Below are 16,877 nucleotides of genomic sequence, written 5' to 3' on the forward strand. Positions count from 1 at the left end.
ATGTCAACTCCATACCGGTATACGCGGAATGAACAGGAGCTCCTATGCGCAAGGTCGGTGTCTGGTTCATCGGAGCACGCGGATCCGTGGCGACCACCGCGACCATCGGTGCCGCCGCGGTCAGGGCGGGCGTTTTACCGGCCCAGGGATGCGTCATCGAGTCTCCGGACTTTCCCGGAGGTCTGGTTCCGATCGCCGGCCTGCTCTTCGGCGGCCACGACATCACTGAAGTCCCCTTACGGAAGCGCGCCGAACAGCTGAGCAAGGCGGGAGTGGTGCCAGCGGGCCTGCCCGGACTGCTCGACCAGGATCTCGACGCCGCCGACGCGGAGATCAGACCGGGTCATGTTTCCGGCGACAACACCCAGGCGACAGCCGCGGCCCGCCTGGCCGACGACATCGCCGACTTCCGCGACCGGCACCGGCTCGCCCGGGTGGTCGTCGTCAACGTCTCGTCCACCGAGCCTCCCGCCGCCCCACGCCCGGAGTTCCAGAGTCTGGCCGACCTCGAAGAGCGGCTCGCCGCGGGCGACGAGGTGCTGCCGACGAGTTCCCTCTACGCCTACGCCGCGTTCCGCGCCGGCTGCGGCTACGTGGAGTTCACCCCGTCGACCGGGCCTGTCCTGCCGGCCTTGGCCGAGCTCGCGGAGTTGCGGGCCGTCCCGTATGCCGGGCGCGACGGGAAGACGGGCGAGACCCTGGTCAAGAGCGCCCTCGCACCCATGTTCGCGCAGAGGTCGCTGGGGGTCCGCTCGTGGTCCGGGCTCAACCTGCTCGGCGGGGGAGACGGCGCCACCCTCGCCGACCCGGCCGCCCGGGCGAGCAAGGCGCTCTCGAAGGACCGGGCCGTCGCCGGGATCCTCGGCACGCCCGTCGAAGGAGAGACGCACATCGACTACGTCGAGGATCTCGGGGAGTGGAAGACCGCCTGGGATCATGTGACCTTCGAGGGCTTCCTCGGCGTGCGCATGAGCCTCCAGTTCACCTGGCAGGGTTGCGACTCGGCGCTCGCCGCGCCGCTCGTCCTGGATCTGGCCCGGCTGGTGGCTCGCGCGCACGAGCGCGGGCGGTACGGCGTGCTGGCAGACCTCGGCTTCTTCTTCAAGGACCCGCTGGGCACGGATGAGCATGCGCTCGCCGCCCAGTACTCCCGGCTGCGCGCGTTCGCCGAGGACCTGGCCGGGGATGCCTCGTGAAGGCGCTGCTCGAACTGGTCCGGGCTCCCGCCGCGCTGTCGGTGCCGGGGGACATGATGGCCGGGGCCGCCGCAGCCGGGCGGCGCTCCACACCTGGCCTGGCCCTCACCTCGGTGCTCATCTACTGGGCGGGCATGGCGCTGAACGACTGGGCCGACCGCGAGGCCGACGCCGTCGAACGGCCGGAACGCCCCATCCCCTCCGGCCGGGTGCGCTCGGGCGCCGCGCTCGGCATCGCGGCCGGGCTGACCGGCGCGGGCCTGATCACCGCCGCGGCGTCCGGAGGTCGCCGCGCCTTGGGAGTGGCCGGGTTACTGGCCGGTGCCGTGTGGGCGTACGACCTGGGACTCAAACGGACCCCGCTGGGACCGGCCACGATGGCGAGCTGCCGCGTATTGGACGTGCTCCTCGGAGCCGGCCCACGGGTGAGGGCTGCCGCTCCGATGGCGTTGGCGATCGGCGCGCACACCTACGGGATCAGCATCCTCGGCAGAGCCGAAGTGACCGGGGCGACGGTGCAGACAGTGCGCGGCGCGCTCGCCGCCAGCACCGCTGCGGCCGGGCTGGCGGCCGTGTCCTGCCTGCGTGACAGTTCCTCTTCGAAGGACGCCGCCGCGCGGGCGAGCGCGGTTCTTCTGCTTGCCGGCCATCTCGCTACCACCATCCCGGCCCAGGCAGGGTTACGCGCCCGCCCCGATCCCGAGCAGGTACGCAAGGCCGTCCGGGCGAGCATCCTCGGGCTGATCCCCCTGCAGGCGGCGGCGGTCGCAGGCAGTGGACGGCTGCCGACGGCAGGGGTGTTACTCGGCGCACTGCCCGCGGGCAGGTGGCTCTCGGCCCGGATGGCCACGTCATGACCGGGACCGGCGTGAAAGCTCCGGCCCTGAACTGGGCCTATTGCACCAACGGATTTTCCGGCCATCGACTCCACGAGGCTCTCGTCATCCTGTCCGAGCTGGGCTACACGGGTGCCGCCATCACCCTGGATCATGGCCATCTGGACCCCTACGCCCCCGGATTGACCGCCGAGGTGAACCGCATCGCGGGTCTGCTCGACCGGCTCGGCCTGAACGCGGTCATCGAGACGGGCGGTCGCTACACCCTGGACCCCCGGCGCAAGCACCATCCCACCCTCATCAGCGAGGACGCCGAGCGCCGCGTCGGATTCCTGAGCCAGGCCATGCGGATCGCCGCCGACCTGGGCGCTCCCGTGGTGCACCTGTGGAGTGGGGTCAAGCCCGAGGACGTGCCCGAGGAGACGGCGTGGGCCCGGCTGGCGCGCCAGTGCGAAGAGCTCCTCACCACAGCCGACCGCCTCGGCATCACGCTCGGATTCGAGCCCGAACCCGGAATGCTCGTGGAAGATCTGGCCGGGTTCGAGGGGCTGCGGGCCATGCTCGGCGATCACCCTCGCTTCGGGCTCACCCTCGACATCGGGCACTGCCGCTGCCTGGAGCCGGACGACGTGCCCGCATGCGTCCGGCGGGCGCTGCCGTATCTCGTGCATGTGCAAATCGAGGACATGCGCCGAGGCGTCCACGAGCACCTGGAGTTCGGCGAGGGCGAGATCGACTTCCCGCCGGTACTCGCCGCGCTGGCCGGTTATCGGGGCCAGGTGGCCGTGGAGCTCGCCCGGCACTGCCACGCGGCACCGCAGGTCGCCCGCCGGTCGATCGATTTCCTCAGGACGGCGAGTCAGGAAGGAAGGAGACAGTATGGGCGAGATGGGGCCGCGGGCGGAGGAGTGGCTGGCGCGGGCGCTGTCGCAGGTCGAGGCTGACCACGGCGCCGTACACCTGCTCTTCCCGCAGGCCGAACGGCGGGGCGGCACCGGCGCGCGGCGCGCGCTGCTCGCGGCGCTGCACGGGGACCTGACAACCGTACGAGCGCTCTACGAGCGGGGCGACAGCGGTGAGCGGCTGGCGATCCTGGCGGCCCTGCCCGAGCTCGGCCTCGGCGCGGCGGCGATCCCGCTGGTCGAGGACGCGTTGCGGACCAACGACGCGCGGCTGGTGGCCGCGGCCCTGGGGCCGTACGGCGCGCAGTGGCTCGACGACCACGCCTTCCGCCAGGGCGTGCTCAAGTGCGTCTTCATGGAGATCCCGCTGGCTTCCATCGCCGGGCTCGACCGCCGGACCGACGTCGAGCTGACCCGCATGCTGTCGGACTTCGCGACGGAGCGGCGGGCGGCCGGACGCCCGGTTCCCCACGACATCCTGGAGAGGATCTGATGCGCATCTTCGACCCGCACATCCACATGACCTCCCGGACCACGGACGACTACCAGCGGATGTACGACGCCGGGGTACGCGCAGTGGTCGAACCCGCCTTCTGGCTGGGCCAGCCGCGGACCAGCGTCGGGAGCTTCCTCGACTACTTCGACGCGCTCCTCGGCTGGGAACCGTACCGCGCCGCGCAGTACGGCATCCACCACCACTGCGCCCTCGCGCTCAACCCGAAGGAGGCGAACGACCCGCGCTGCGCCGAGGTGCTCACCGAACTGCCGCGATACCTGCTGAAGGACTCCGTCGTCGCGGTCGGTGAGGTCGGCTACGACTCGATGACCGACGCCGAGGAGCGGGCCTTCGAGGCCCAACTCGCGATGGCGGCGGAGAACGACCTCCCGATCCTGGTCCACACCCCCCACCGCGACAAGGTCGCGGGAACCCGCCGCAGCCTCGACGTCGTCAAGGCGGCGGGCACCCCGCCCGAACGGGTGCTCGTCGACCACCTCAACGAGCCCACCGTCGGCATGGTCGCCGATTCCGGCTGCTGGATGGGGTTTTCGATCTACCCCGACACCAAGATGGACCCCGGCCGGATGGTGGCGATCCTCAAGGAGTACGGCACCGCCAGGATGCTGGTGAACTCGGCCGCCGACTGGGGCCGCAGCGACCCGCTGAAGACCCGTGAGGTCCGCGACGCCATGCTCGCCGCCGGCTTCGGCGACGACGACGTGGACCAGGTGCTCTGGCGCAATCCGGTCGCCTTCTACAAGCAGAGCGGACGGCTCGATCTGGAGACCGGCTCAGCCGACCCGGACTACGCCGGCAACACGATCAAGCGGGGATGACCATGCGACTGCGCCACCCGGACGGCTCGACCGTGCACCTGGCTTACTGCACCAACGTGCACCCTGCCGAGGATCTCCCCGGCATCCATGGACAGCTCTCAGGTATCGCGGCGAGGGTCAGGAATCTGCTCGGCACCGAACGGCTCGGTCTCGGCCTGTGGCTGTCGCAGCACGCCGCCGCGGACCTCCTTGCCCGGCCCGAGGAGCTCGCCGGCCTGCGTGAGCGGGTGTCCGAACTCGGGATGGAGGTCGTGACCCTCAACGGGTTCCCGTACCGCGGCTTCCACGACGAGATCGTGAAGTACCGCGTGTACATCCCTGACTGGGCCGACGCGGAGCGGCTGCGCTACACCCTGGGGCTCGCCGAGATCCTCGCCGCGCTGCTGCCAGACGACGTCACCGAGGGCACGATCTCCACGCTGCCCCTCGCCTGGCGGACCGGCTGGACGGCGGAGAAGGCGGCAGCGGTCGCGGCCAATCTCGACACCGCCGCTCGTGGACTGCGCGAGCTGGCCGATCGAACCGGCAAGACGATCCGGCTGGGCTTCGAACCAGAGCCCGGCTGCATCGTCGAGACCACCCCGCAGGCCACCCGCCTGCTCGCCGACGTCGACCGCGACCACCTCGGCGTATGCCTTGACGCCTGCCACCTGGCCGTGGGCTTCGAGGAAGCCGCCGCGGCGGCCGGCCTCGGACTCCCCATCGTCAAGCTCCAGGCATCGTGCGCCCTGGAGGCGCCACCCGGCAGCCAGGACACGCTGAAGGCGTTCGACGAGCCCCGCTTCCTGCACCAGACGCGCTCGCCGAGCGGATTCACCGACGATCTGGGCGAGGCGCTGGCCGGCGGGCTGCCCGTGGGGGAGCGCTGGCGGGTGCACTTCCACGTACCGCTGCACGCCGCACCACCGCCACCGCTCACCACCACCGCGCCCTACCTGCGGGAAGTGCTGGACGCCCTGCTCGGCGGCCCCGCCCCGCTCACCCGGCACATCGAGGTGGAGACCTACACCTGGAACGTGCTCCCCGGCGCACCGCCGGACCTCGCCGAAGGCATCGCCGCCGAACTCGACTGGACCCGGCGGCAGTTGGTCGCGCTCGGTCTGAAGGAGCTGTGATGGCGCCACTGGTCGTGATCAACGTCGTCGGACTCACTCCGCGCCTGCTGGCACACATGCCCAACGTGGCTAAGGTGGGCCCGGCCGCCGGCCTCCGCCCGGTCCTTCCGGCCGTCACCTGCTCGATGCAGGCCACCCTGCTCACCGGCGCGCTGCCGCGCGAGCACGGCATCGTGGGCAACGGATGGTACTTCCGCGACCTCGGCGAGGTGCTGCTGTGGCGCCAGCACAACGCGCTCATCCAGGGAGACCAACTCTGGAGCGCCGTGCCCGGCCTGCGCACCGCCAACGTCTGCTGGTGGTACGCGATGGGCGCCGCGACCGACCTGCTCGTCACCCCGCGTCCGATCTACCACGCCGACGGCCGCAAGTCGCCCGACTGCTACACCCGCCCGCCCGCACTCCATGACGACCTCGAGGCCGCGCTGGGGCCGTTCCCCCTGTTCACCTACTGGGGCCCGAACGCGGGGATCGCCTCCTCCGCGTGGATCATCGCCGCGGCCCGCCGCATCCTGGCCCGCGAAAGGCCGGATCTGCTGCTGGTCTACGTGCCTCACCTCGACTACGACCTGCAACGGTACGGCCCCGACGGTCCCGAGGCGATCGCCGCGGCCCGCGCCGTCGACGCCGCGCTGGCCCCGCTCCTAGAAGAGGACGCCGAGGTGGTGGTGCTCTCGGAATATGGCATCACGCCGGCCTCCCGCCCGGTGGACATCAACCGCGCGCTGCGCACCGCAGGCCTGCTGGAGGTCTACACCCAGGCCGGGATGGAGTACCTAGACCCGTGGACCTCCCGCGCCTTCGCCGTCGCCGACCACCAGGTGGCCCACGTTTACGTACGTGACCCTGCCGACCTCGACCGTGCTCGCGACGTCATCGCCGCCCTGCCCGGCGTGGACGAGGTGCTCGACCAGACGGGCAAGGCCAAGTACGGCCTCGACCACGAACGCGCGGGGGAACTCGTCGCGGTGGCCGAGCCCGACGCCTGGTTCACGTACTACTACTGGCTCTCCGACGATCGGGCGCCGGACTTCGCGCGGTTGGTGGACATCCACCGCAAGCCCGGCTACGACCCGGCCGAGCTGTTCATGGACCCCCGGGACCCGTTCGTCAAGCTCCGCGCCGCGGCAGCGCTCGCCAGGAAGAAGCTGGGGTTCCGCTACACGATGTCGGTCGTGCCGCTCGACCCCTCGCCGGTCCGCGGCAGCCACGGCCGCCTCCCCGACGATCCCGCCGACGGCCCCGTCCTCATCGGCCCATTCGACGGCGACGCCTACGCGGCGACCGAGGTCAAGGACCTTCTCACCGCACTCATCCGCGGTTGACCGCCTTGACCTCGACCTGGTGTGGCGGGCGGTCACACTTGCCGCGCGAGTCCGTCTCTGTAGCAGCTTCCCCAGAAAAATCACTAAGCCGCGTAATCGCCTTCGGCGGACGGACTCCTTTCTGGCGAAAGGAGCTCCATGAAGAGAATCAGATTGCTGTTCCCGCTGTCGTTGCTGTTGTCGATGCTGGCGGGAGTGCTGACCGTACCGTGGTCCACCTCAGCGGTGGCAGCTTCGCGATCGCAGTTCGCCTGCGACGCAGCGGATTCGCCGGGCAAGGGATGGGTGTTACCGATCTACGTCTATCAGCCAGAGCAGGACAAGTACGACGCCGACCTGGGCGCCCTGTTGAACGCCATCTGGGAGACGGACCAGACCTTCGACGCCAGCGCTCAACGGTTCGAGATCTCCCGGAGAATCCGGTTCCTGCAGGATGGCGACTGCCGTCCCGTGGTGGCGAAGCTGCCCTTCGTCAAGGGCCGCAACCGGGCGGAGATGAGCAAGGCGCTCGGGGAGAACCTCGCCGCCCAGCCGGCCCTGGTGCGTAAGCTCTGGCCTACCAATCGTGTCAAGCCGCTGTTCTTCGTCAGGGACAACGACATCACCAACTCGTGCACGGGCGGCGGTGCCGACGCCGGACTCAGCAATGGTGGCGCCATCCTGCCTCGCTGGTGCTGGGGCGAAGCCGGGCTCACCCACGAGCTGCTGCACACCTTCGGGCTTTCGCACTGCAACAACGATCCCAAGAACGGTAACGACCCGCTCTGCCGCAACTCGGGCAGCAAGCCGGAGTGCAAGAGCGACGCCGCGTCGAACTACCACCTCGACTCCTGCCGGATCGACGACTTCCGCTACTTCGAACCGACCCCGGTCAAGCAGCCGCCGCTGGCGAAGAACAGGAACGTCGCGTTCAGCCCGTACCTGATCCAGGACCAGCCGAGCCCGGTGTGGAACCTCCGCCTCAAAGCAGTCGATAACGGCAAGTGTCTCGACGACAGCGGGCAGCAGGTGGTACAGCGCTCGTGTGCGGACGCCAAGGACCAGACCTGGCAACGGAGCATCGACGCCGACGGCTATCTGACGATCCGCAACGCCGGAACCGGCGAGTGCCTGAAGATGGCCGACACGGTGACGACCGAGAAGTGCGTGGCGAAGGAACGGTCGCAGCAGTGGCTGCCCCAGGCGGAGCAGGAGCGGACGAGCTTCGTCAGTCGGGCCGGTGGCCGCCTGTCCGTCAAGGACAAGAATGACGGAGCTCCGGCGGTGCGCGATGCCGGAGGCACCGTCGTGGCCGAACTGCTCGGCAGCACCACAGCCGCGTCGACCCCGGCCAAGACCCCGGAGGCAACCACGACTCCCGCTCCGACCCGGACGCCCGAACCCTCCACGGCTCCGACGACGGCCCCTGAACCGCTGCCCTCCGCTGGGCCGCAGGCAAGGACCGCCAGCTTCAAGAGCTCGTACGGGACCTGCCTGACCGCCACCCGCACACAGGCGAGCCTGGGGGCGTGCCGGACGAAGTGGCGCGTCGTGCCGGTCGCCCGCGGGGCCGTTCAACTGCGATACAACAGCCGCTGCCTGGCTCTCGGCGCGGCCCGCCTGGGTAAGCGCGCGGTCGTCCTCACCGCCTGCCGCGGTACGGCCAAGGGCCAGCGCTGGCTGCTGGAAACGCAGCAGGACGGCACGGTGACGGTGAAGAGCGCGAGCACAAGGGCCACTCGGCTCGTCGGTCTCGCCGTCGGCAAGTCGGCTCTCGTGTACGCGAAGGCGGCGTACACGAAGAACGCGCTGAAGTTCGCGATCAGGTAAGTGACGGAGTCCACCATCGAGGACACCGCCCTGACCCGCCTGGTCAGGGCGGGGGACAGTCGCGCCATCGCCGAACTCCATGAGCGGCATCACGCGGCTGTCCTCGCTCTCGCCCGCCGTCTGTGTCCAGACCCGCAGACGGCGGAGGATCTCGCCAGTGAGGCGTTCGTCCGCACCCTCCGGACCGTCCGCTCTGGCACGGCCGGTCCGGAGGGGCCGTGGCGTCCCTACCTGTACGCAGTGGTCCGTAACACGGCAGCCGAGTGGGCCCGCCGCGATCAGCGGCTGGTCCTGACCCCTGAGTTCGGGGAAGACGCGCTGACGGCAGAGGCGCCGGAGCCGCCCGACCACTTGGTGGCCCGTGCTTACCGTTCGCTGCCGCCACGCTGGCAGACCGTGCTGTGGCACACGTTGATCGAGGAGGAGACGCCCGAACAGGTCGCCCAGATCCTCGGTATCACGACCGGCAACGTGAACGTGCTGGCCTTCCGTGCCCGTGAGGGGTTGCGCAAGGCGTATCTGGCCGCGCACATGGCAGGTGCTTCCCCTGAATGCCGCGTGTACGCCGAACCGCTGGCCGCGGCCGTACGCAGGAAGACGGGGTGGCTTCCGCGGTCGCTGCGCGCGCATTTGGTGTCCTGCCCGAGCTGCACGCAGGCCTATGGAGAGCTGCTCGATCTCAACACCACGCTGCGGGCCGCGCTGCCGATCTGGGTGCTGCCCCTCGCCATGGGGGCCGTGGGCAAGGCGAAGGGGCTCTCCGCCGGAGGACTGGGCTGGGTGATTCCCGCGTCGATCACGACGGCGGTCGCAGCCACCGCGGCCGTTGTGCTGATGGCCCTGCCGCCGGATCCTTCACCTCCAGCCGCAGCCCAGCCGACACTGAAAAGCTCAGCCAGCCCGGTGCCCACCCCCAAACCCAAGAAGACCCAGATACCCACCCCCGAACCCACGAAGACCCCGAAGCCCACGCCGACACCCACCCGGAAGCCCACGCCCAGAGCGGTCCCGGGCACCCGGATCGTTCACGCCGGCCGTTGCGTCGGTGTGATCAGCGGTCAGATCGCTGCGCCAGCCTGCACCGACGCGCGGACAGCCTGGCGCACCCAGGGGGAGCCTCAGGGCTTCCAGCTCGTCAACATCGTCAGCGGATTGTGTTTGACAGCGGGAGAGAAGTACGACGATGTCGCCTTCAACGGCGGCGGTATGCGTGCGGTCCGGCTCTCGCGCTGCTCCGACGCCCCCGCCCAGCGTTGGCACAGACCCATCTTCTCCGATGGAGTGCCGCGCCTGATCAGCGTGTCCTCCGGCATGGCGTTCTCGATCGGCAAGGAGTTCGCCGGCAAACGCCCACCGACCGCATTCATTCTGTATGGCGCCTACACAGAATCTCTCGACCAGCAAATCGCTTTCGCGTCCACTCGCGGATGATCGTGAAGGATCGCTTGCCCCTGTGTGCTCGTGATCGCATCAAATAACAACGGGTGGACATAGAGCCCTGCCCCTGCGGATGGGTGTATGCGGGGCCGTTCGCAACGTCGTCACGGTGACGCCATCGCGAATGGATCTGCGTCGCCGCCACGCCCGCGTCCGGCACCGGGGACTGCGCGATCGCACCGGGCTGATGCTCGGCACCCGCAGCCGCGGCGCCCTCGCCGAGTGGAAGATCCGCCGTCTGCGGCATCGGCACGTCCGGGAGTGCGCCCGCGATCCGCTGGTGTCCGGAATCGTGCCTGCGATGCTGCGTCGTTCGCGTGTCATCATCTTCGTCCGGGCGGTTGAGGGCCTCCCGGAAGGGTGTCAATACTCCGTTCGCAGTTGTGAGCTGCGGGTTTGTCCCGGCTTCCTGGTCGAAGCAGTGGTCAGGGTCGGACATGCTCGAGGCTCGTGGCGCTTCGTCTCTTCTATTTGATCTTCTGTCGCATCGTAGGCTGGTTGACACTGCTGGCTCGTGGCGACGCGTCCAAGACCTTGGAGATCCTCATGCTGCGGCATGAGGTAGCAGTGCTGCGCCGTGTGCGGTGCCAAAACGCGGACACTGCTGCTGAGCTGGGCGTTTGCCGGGTGATCAGGCTGCCCTATGGTACTCGTTGATCAGGCCTGCGGCGGTCCTTCGACGGTGGATCCGGGAAGTCATGTCGATCACCTTGCTGGGATCATGCAACGGCGGGCGAAGCGAACGGCCCTGATGCGGGCGATGATGGTTGAAGTGGTGTTCGTACTCGGCCAGGACCTTACGCAGGTGCCGCTCACCATGGATGAGTAGGTGATCGAGGCACTCACGGCGTAGCGTTCCCATGAACCGCTCCGCGAACGCGTTCGCTCGTGGCGACCGGACGGGCGTCTTGATGACCCGCACGCCATTGGCGGTGAACACCTCATCGAACGAGCGGGAGAACTTGCCGTCACGGTCTCGGATGAGAAACCTGAAGGCGTCGGCACGCTCGTCCAGGTCCATCAGCAGGTTCCGGGCTTGCTGGGTGGTCCAAGCGCCGGTCGGGTTGGAGGTGAGGCCCAGTAGGTGTATGCGGCGTGTCTCGATCTCCATGATGAAGAAGACGTACAGGCGTTTGAGGAACATGGTGTCGATGTGCAGGAAGTCGCAGGCCAGGATGCCGGAGGCTTGGGAGGTGAGGAACTGTCGCCAGGTCGGTGAGGTCTGGCGTGGCGCTGGGCCGAGGCCGGCCGCGGTGAGGATGCGGCGGATGGTGCCCTCCCCGATCCGATGGCCGAGGCTGAGCAGTTCGCCCTGGATCCGCCGGTGCCCCCATCGTGGATTCTCTCTGGCCAGCCGGATGACCAGCTCACGCAGTTCGTCCGGGATCGGCGGACGCCCGGTCGCGTTCGGGTAGGTCCAGCGTTGACTGACCAGCTGTCGGTGCCAGGCCAACAAGGTGCCCGGCGTCACGATCCGATGGAGACGTAGCTGCGTGGGCAGTAGTCGCGCCAGTGCGGCCAGCAGCGCTCGGTCGGCCCAGTCTGGTCGTGGCCGGGAGACCTGACGATGCAGGACGGCGACCTCATGACGCAGCACCAAGATCTCCACGTCCTTGGAGGTGTCGTCCCGCGTGAGAAGCGTCAACCAGCCGAACAACCGGACCATCAGCAGATACAGCAGGCGTAGAAACACGAGTGCCGAGGATAGAAGGCCAGGCCAGATGCCATGGACAAGTTTTTGGCACCGCACAGGGCCACCATCACCACCGTCCGGCCGGCCATCAGGCGCTCGATCCGCGCTACGGGTGACGCCCCAAAGGGACCGCCTGGTGCGGGATCGCGCCAGGTCGGGGTGGGCGGCATCAGGGTGCCGAAGACCTGCTCGGCCGCCGGGTAGCTTCTGGACCGGCAAGTGGCCGCTCTGACCGAGGCGGGCTGCCTGCGGATCTTCGCCGACAAGTAACTTCCGCAACTTCAAGGGTCTGATCTTCTTCCGCGCCTCGGAGAAGATCGCCTACCCGCACATCGACCAGCTGTTCGGCGAGAGCGGCCGCAACGTCATCGACTGGAAGCTGATCGACAAGCACTGGGTCGACCTGATGCAGGTGGCGATCTCCATCAGCGAGGGCCGGCTGTCCTCGGCCACGCTGATGCGGCGGCTGCGGTCCAACTCCCGCAAGAACCGCATCTACAAGGCCTTCCGCGAGGTCGGCCGCAGCGTACGTACCGTCGCCCTGCTGCGGTATCTGGCCGACCCGGCGCTGCGGGCCCGGGTCACCGCGGCGACCAACAAGGTCGAGTCCTACAACGGGTTCTCCAAGTGGCTCGGCTGCGGGGTCTTGGCCGACAACGACCCCGAAGAGCAGGAGAAACTGATCAAGTTCAACACCCTGCTGGCCAACCTGGTCGTCTTCCACAACGCCCTGGACATCTCCGACATCGTGCGGCAGTTGGTCGCCGAAGGATGGCAGATCACCGCCGACCAACTCGGCCGGATCGCCCCCTACCTGCGCGCCCACATCAGCCGCTTCGGCGCCTACGCCACCGACGACTTGCACCGTCGGCCCGATCCGTTCGATCCGCTGCTGAAGGAGGTCGACTTCACCGAGGTCGATCTGGCTGCCTGATCGTCGGCGGACGGTCTACGCGAGCCCGGCGTCCGGGGTTCTGTCATCGGCCGAGGGGATCGGCTGTGTCGAGGAGGTGGCGTAGCCGCAGCGCGTTCGGGGCGAGTGCGGTGATCAGGATGGCAGGTCCGGCGAGCGGGGTCAGCACGGCCTGCCCATCGGCGGGGTCGTCGCCGAACAGCCGGACGCCGGGCGGCTCCTTGTCGTAGGCGGGGTCGACGATGAGGATCTGGCCGGCGGCGCGGTGGCCGGCCAGGACGGCGGGTCCGTCCCAGCCGGGCGCGTCCGGCCCGTAAGCGCTCTGCTGGTCCAGTACCAGGCGTCCGTCGTGCCGGACGGTGAGGCGGGTGGTCAGCCGGCCCGGTGGTTCGCCGGCGCGGCCGAGGACCTGTTCTTCGCGCAGGACGAGACGGGCGTCGGCGGCGAGGTCGATGGTGCAGCTCTGGCGCAGGTTGCTGCGGGCGGCGGAGATCAGCGGCTCGGGCAGCCAGTGCAGGCTCGCTTGTTCGGCCACGCTCAGGTGCACGTCGTAGGTGGCGTGTCCGGGGGTGGGGCCGCGCAGTGCGATGGTGGCGGCGGCCGTGGTGAGGTGCAGGTGGGCGCCGGGTTCGGCGGTGGCTTCGATGCGCAGCCGGTCGCCGCCGAGCGGGGCGCTCATCACGCCCAGGATGCACACCCGTGCCTGATTCCCGCGTGGGCGGTGGCGGCGCAGGTCGAAGGGGCCGGCGCCGGCCAGGACGGGAAGGGCGGTCTCGTCTCCCACGCTGATCGCCCTGATCCGGGCGGTGGCATGCACGCCCCGGGTCGTGCGCCCGGCCGCGGCGGCCTGGGAGGCGAGGCTCACGCGGTGCTCGCGGTCCAGTCGGCCAGGCGCGCGCGGACCCAGTCCGAAACCGGTGTGACGCCGCCTTCGGTTTTGAGGGCGGTGAAGGCGACGGGCAGGTCGCCGCGCTGGGCCTTGGCATCGCGGGCCATGCCCTCCAAGTCTGCGCCGACGTAGGGGGCGAGGTCGGTTTTGTTGATGACCAGCAGGTCGGAGGCGGTTACGCCGGGGCCGCCCTTGCGAGGGATGTCGTCGCCGCCCGCGACGTCGATGACGAAGATCTGCGCGTCGACCAGGCCCCTGGAGAAGGTCGCGGTGAGGTTGTCGCCGCCGGATTCGATGAGGATCAGGTCCAGCGGGCCGAGCTGGTCTTCCAGGTCCTCGACGGCTTCGAGGTTGGCGGAGATGTCGTCGCGGATGGCGGTGTGCGGGCAGGCGCCGGTCTCGACCGCCCGGATGCGCATCGCGGGCAGGACGGCCTCGCGCAGCAGGAACTCGGCGTCTTCGCGTGTGTAGATGTCGTTGGTGACCACCGCGATGGACAGGTGGTCGCGCAGCGCCCGGCACAGGGCGGCGACGGTGGCGGTCTTGCCGGAGCCGACCGGCCCGCCCAATCCGATGCGCAGCGCGCGACGGCGGCCGTCGGAGCGGCTGTCAGGGTGTCCGGGGGCGGAACCGCCGGGACCGTGGGCGTGATCCTCGGGGAAGGCGTGGCTGTGGTGCAGGTGCATGGCTGCTCCAGGCGTTGGGAGGAGAACAGGTCAGGAAGCGAACAGGTCAGGAGGCGAACAGGCGCATCGGGTGGGCGGCATGTTGTTCGGCGGTGATGTCGAGCAGTGGCGCCGAGGTGGCGGGCAATGCCCGCACGCCCTCGGCCGGAACGCGCCGCGCGGCTTCGGCGGCCCGCTGCGCGAGGTGGTCGATGTCGGCGGCCAGGTGGGCCAGGATGGCGGTGGCGTCGAAGGGGTTCAGGCTGAGCAGGCGGACGGTGGCGGTGGCCGGGCCGCTGACGCTCTCGTACGCAGCCGCATAAGCGGCGTCCAGCGGCGTCAGGCCGGCCGAGCGGGCGGCCAGGCCGAGGACGATGGGCTGGTGCGCGCCGCGGGGCCGTGCTGCGGCCAGGGTGTCGAGTTCGGGTGAGGGCCAGGCGGCGCGGGCGGCGCGCAGGAGTTGCCGGCCGAGCCTGCGCGCGGCCTGGCGCAGGGCCAGTGAGGGGGTGCGAGCGTCGGCGGCCTCATCCAGCAGGAGAGGGTCGTAGCCGCTGGCGGACGCGGCGGCCAGGCCCGCCGCGACCAGGCCGGTCGTGTGCAACCGGCCTCGGCAGAACTCCTGCAGGCTCGCCACGTCGCGCACGCGTCGCGCGCTGACGGCCGCCTCGGCGCCGCCGGAGTGGGCGTGCCCGCCGGCGGGGAAGCGGCCGTCGGCCAGGACGAGTAGCGCGGCATGGTTCATCGCGCGTGGCTCACCTCTCGTGCGCGGGTCTGCGGGGGCGGTCGTTCACGGGCGCGATCAGGAGGCGATCACCAGGTGGTGGTCAGAAGAGGAAGTACAGCTGCGCCATCGGCAGTTCACTGGCTCCCGTGTCGCGGTCGGCGATCTCCTCGATCTCCTTGCCGAGCTGCTCGACCTCGGTGTCGATCGCGGTGATCTCCTCGGTCGTGGCGCTCTCGGTCCTGTTCCCGTTCTCGTCCTCCAAGCCGCCGATCATCACCTCGAAGGTGTTGGGATCGACGCGGATGTCGGGGAGGGCGTCGTTCTCCCGCATGTCGGCCTTGAAAACCTTGCGGGTGTCGCGGATGGGCGTGAACGTCTTACGCACGGTGACCCGGCCGGGCAGGCCGGCTCTGATGGCGGCCGCGGTGACGAAGTTGACGGAGTTGGCGGCCGGGGCCCGGCCGGTTGCGCCCCACATCGGGCGGGGCAGGATCGGCTGCGGGGTGCTGATGGAGCCGTTGGCGTCGCCGACCTGCGCGTAGGCGATCTGGCCGCCCTTGATCACCCGGTGCGGTTTGACGCCGAAGAACTTCGGCTCCCACAGCACCAGGTCCGCGAGCCGGCCCACCTCGACCGAGCCGACCTCGTGATCGATGCCGTGCGCGAGGGCCGGGTTGATGGTGTATTTCGCCACGTAGCGGCGGGCGCGATGGTTATCGTGCCCGTCTTGGCCCGCTTTGTCGCCGGCCAGTGCGCCGCGCCGCTCCTTCATCACGTGCGCGGTCTGCCACGTCCGCGTGATCATCTCGCCGATGCGGCCCATCGCCTGGGCGTCCGACGACATGATCGAAATGGCGCCGATGTCATGCAGGATGTCCTCGGCGGCCATCGTGGTGGGCCGGATCCGTGACTCGGCGAACGCCAGGTCCTCCGGCACCAGCGGGTTGAGGTGATGGGCGATCATCACCATGTCGATGTGCTCCTTGACCGTGTTGACGGTGAAGGGCCTGGTCGGGTTGGTGGAGGCGGGCAGCGCGTTCGGCAGGCTGACCATTTTGAGCATGTCGGGGGCGTGCCCGCCGCCGGCGCCCTCGACGTGGAAGACGTGGATCGGGTGGTCGCCGATGGCCGCGATGGTGTCCTCGACATTGCCGGCCTCGTTGAGCGAGTCGGCGTGCAGGGCGAGTTGCACGCCGGTCGCCTGGCACACCTGCAGGCAGCGGCGCAGCACGGCCGGGGTGGCGCCCCAGTCCTCGTGGACCTTCAGGCCGAGCACGCCAGCCTCCACCTGGTTGTACAGGGACTCGGTGGACATGGTGTTGCCCTTGCCGAGCAGCCCGATGTTGACCGGGAAGCCGTCCAGCGCCTCGAACAGCCGACTGATGTGCCAGGAGCCGGGCGTGACGGTGGTGGCGGTGCTGCCCTCGGCCGGGCCGGTGCCGCCGCCGATCAGCGTGGTCACCCCGGAGGCCAGCGCCTCGGTGATCTGCTCGGGGCAGATGAAGTGCACGTGGGTGTCGACGCCGCCGGCGGTGAGGATCTTGCCGTTGCCGGAGATGACCTCCGTCTCGGGACCGATCACGAAGTCCGTCGCTGTGGCGTGCCCGTCGTGCAGCCGGTCCATGGTCTCGTCGTTGTAGGCCTTGCCGAGCGCGACGATGCGGCCGTCGCGGATGGCGACGTCGGCCTTGACGATTCCCCAGTGATCCAGGATGACCGCGCCGGTGATGACGGTGTCGGGCGGCTGGGGGGCGCCGAACCGCGCCGGGTCGCGCGGCGCGCACGACTGGCCCATCGACTCCCGCACGACCTTGCCGCCGCCGAAGATGACCTCGTTGCCGCTGCGGCCGGGACCGCCGCACCAGTCCTCGGTGATCTCGATCCGCAGGCTGGTGTCGGCCAGCCGGATGCGATCCCCCGCGGTGGGCCCGAACCGGTCGGCGTAGTCGACCCGGCTCAGCGGCTGATGCCTGTCGTGTCTGCCCGGCCCAGGCAGCGGCGTCGGCGGCTCGGGTGCGGGCGGCTCAAGGGTCGGTGA

Annotated in this window: 15 protein-coding genes and 1 pseudogene; 11 read left to right on the forward strand and 5 right to left on the reverse strand. The window is 69.7% G+C overall.

Annotated elements, in window-relative coordinates; genetic code table 11:
- Positions 1–44 precede the first annotated feature (44 nt).
- The 10 genes from ACIBI9_RS00920 (at position 45) to ACIBI9_RS00965 (ending at position 10,430) form a co-directional block, all read left to right on the forward strand.
- Positions 45–1,196, forward strand: coding sequence for an inositol-3-phosphate synthase (locus ACIBI9_RS00920; RefSeq protein ID WP_397219849.1), 1,152 nt, complete (start codon positions 45–47; stop codon positions 1,194–1,196).
- Positions 1,193–2,053, forward strand: a complete 861-nt coding sequence (locus ACIBI9_RS00925; protein WP_397219850.1) for an SCO3242 family prenyltransferase — start codon at positions 1,193–1,195, stop codon at positions 2,051–2,053. Before ACIBI9_RS00920 ends, ACIBI9_RS00925 begins: the two co-directional genes overlap by 4 nt.
- Complete coding sequence (locus ACIBI9_RS00930) at positions 2,050–2,976, forward strand: sugar phosphate isomerase/epimerase family protein (protein ID WP_397219851.1); 927 nt, start codon at positions 2,050–2,052, stop codon at positions 2,974–2,976. The genes ACIBI9_RS00925 and ACIBI9_RS00930 overlap by 4 nt, the downstream gene beginning before the upstream one ends.
- On the forward strand, positions 2,912–3,427 hold the full coding sequence (locus tag ACIBI9_RS00935) for an EboA domain-containing protein (protein WP_397219852.1): 516 nt from the start codon (positions 2,912–2,914) through the stop codon (positions 3,425–3,427). Before ACIBI9_RS00930 ends, ACIBI9_RS00935 begins: the two co-directional genes overlap by 65 nt.
- The gene (locus tag ACIBI9_RS00940; protein WP_397219853.1) at positions 3,427–4,269 is read left to right on the forward strand and encodes a TatD family hydrolase; all 843 of its coding nucleotides are present in this window, start codon (positions 3,427–3,429) and stop codon (positions 4,267–4,269) included. The genes ACIBI9_RS00935 and ACIBI9_RS00940 overlap by 1 nt, the downstream gene beginning before the upstream one ends.
- A 2-nt stretch (positions 4,270–4,271) precedes the next feature.
- Positions 4,272–5,384 carry a metabolite traffic protein EboE gene (eboE, locus tag ACIBI9_RS00945; RefSeq protein WP_397220815.1) on the forward strand — a complete coding sequence of 371 codons (1,113 nt, stop codon included), beginning with the start codon at positions 4,272–4,274 and terminating at the stop codon, positions 5,382–5,384.
- Positions 5,384–6,709: an alkaline phosphatase family protein gene (locus ACIBI9_RS00950; RefSeq protein ID WP_397219854.1), complete on the forward strand. Its 1,326-nt coding sequence runs from the start codon at positions 5,384–5,386 to the stop codon at positions 6,707–6,709. The genes eboE and ACIBI9_RS00950 overlap by 1 nt, the downstream gene beginning before the upstream one ends.
- A gap of 138 nt (positions 6,710–6,847) precedes the next feature.
- Positions 6,848–8,518, forward strand: coding sequence for a ricin-type beta-trefoil lectin domain protein (locus ACIBI9_RS00955; protein ID WP_397219855.1), 1,671 nt, complete (start codon positions 6,848–6,850; stop codon positions 8,516–8,518).
- Entirely contained in the window at positions 8,519–9,949 is a 1,431-nt protein-coding gene (locus tag ACIBI9_RS00960) for a sigma-70 family RNA polymerase sigma factor (protein WP_397219856.1), read from the forward strand.
- A 130-nt stretch (positions 9,950–10,079) separates the two neighbouring features.
- Entirely contained in the window at positions 10,080–10,430 is a 351-nt protein-coding gene (locus ACIBI9_RS00965; RefSeq protein ID WP_397219857.1) for a hypothetical protein, read from the forward strand.
- Between the two features lie 156 nt (positions 10,431–10,586).
- Here ACIBI9_RS00965 and ACIBI9_RS00970 read toward each other — a convergent pair whose 3' ends face one another.
- Complete coding sequence (locus ACIBI9_RS00970) at positions 10,587–11,648, reverse strand: integrase core domain-containing protein (protein WP_397219858.1); 1,062 nt, start codon at positions 11,646–11,648, stop codon at positions 10,587–10,589.
- Between the two features lie 280 nt (positions 11,649–11,928).
- Between ACIBI9_RS00970 and ACIBI9_RS00975 the strand changes: the two are divergent.
- Positions 11,929–12,582: pseudogene (locus ACIBI9_RS00975) on the forward strand (Tn3 family transposase); the annotation flags it as partial.
- Between the two features lie 43 nt (positions 12,583–12,625).
- On the opposite strand, the gene ACIBI9_RS00980 reads toward ACIBI9_RS00975, so the two are convergent.
- The 4 genes from ACIBI9_RS00980 to ACIBI9_RS00995 all read right to left on the reverse strand — a co-directional run bounded on the left by ACIBI9_RS00980 (position 12,626) and on the right by ACIBI9_RS00995 (position 16,799).
- Complete coding sequence (locus ACIBI9_RS00980) at positions 12,626–13,426, reverse strand: urease accessory protein UreD (protein ID WP_397219859.1); 801 nt, start codon at positions 13,424–13,426, stop codon at positions 12,626–12,628.
- Positions 13,423–14,136, reverse strand: a complete 714-nt coding sequence (ureG, locus tag ACIBI9_RS00985; protein WP_397219860.1) for an urease accessory protein UreG — start codon at positions 14,134–14,136, stop codon at positions 13,423–13,425. The genes ACIBI9_RS00980 and ureG overlap by 4 nt, the downstream gene beginning before the upstream one ends.
- A gap of 46 nt (positions 14,137–14,182) precedes the next feature.
- Positions 14,183–14,857, reverse strand: a complete 675-nt coding sequence (locus ACIBI9_RS00990; protein ID WP_397219861.1) for an urease accessory protein UreF — start codon at positions 14,855–14,857, stop codon at positions 14,183–14,185.
- 82 nt (positions 14,858–14,939) lie between these two features.
- A complete protein-coding gene (locus ACIBI9_RS00995; RefSeq protein ID WP_397220816.1) occupies positions 14,940–16,799 on the reverse strand; it encodes an urease subunit alpha in 1,860 nt (619 codons plus the stop codon).
- Positions 16,800–16,877 lie beyond the last annotated feature (78 nt).

It is taken from the genome of Nonomuraea sp. NPDC050451 (assembly GCF_044458585.1).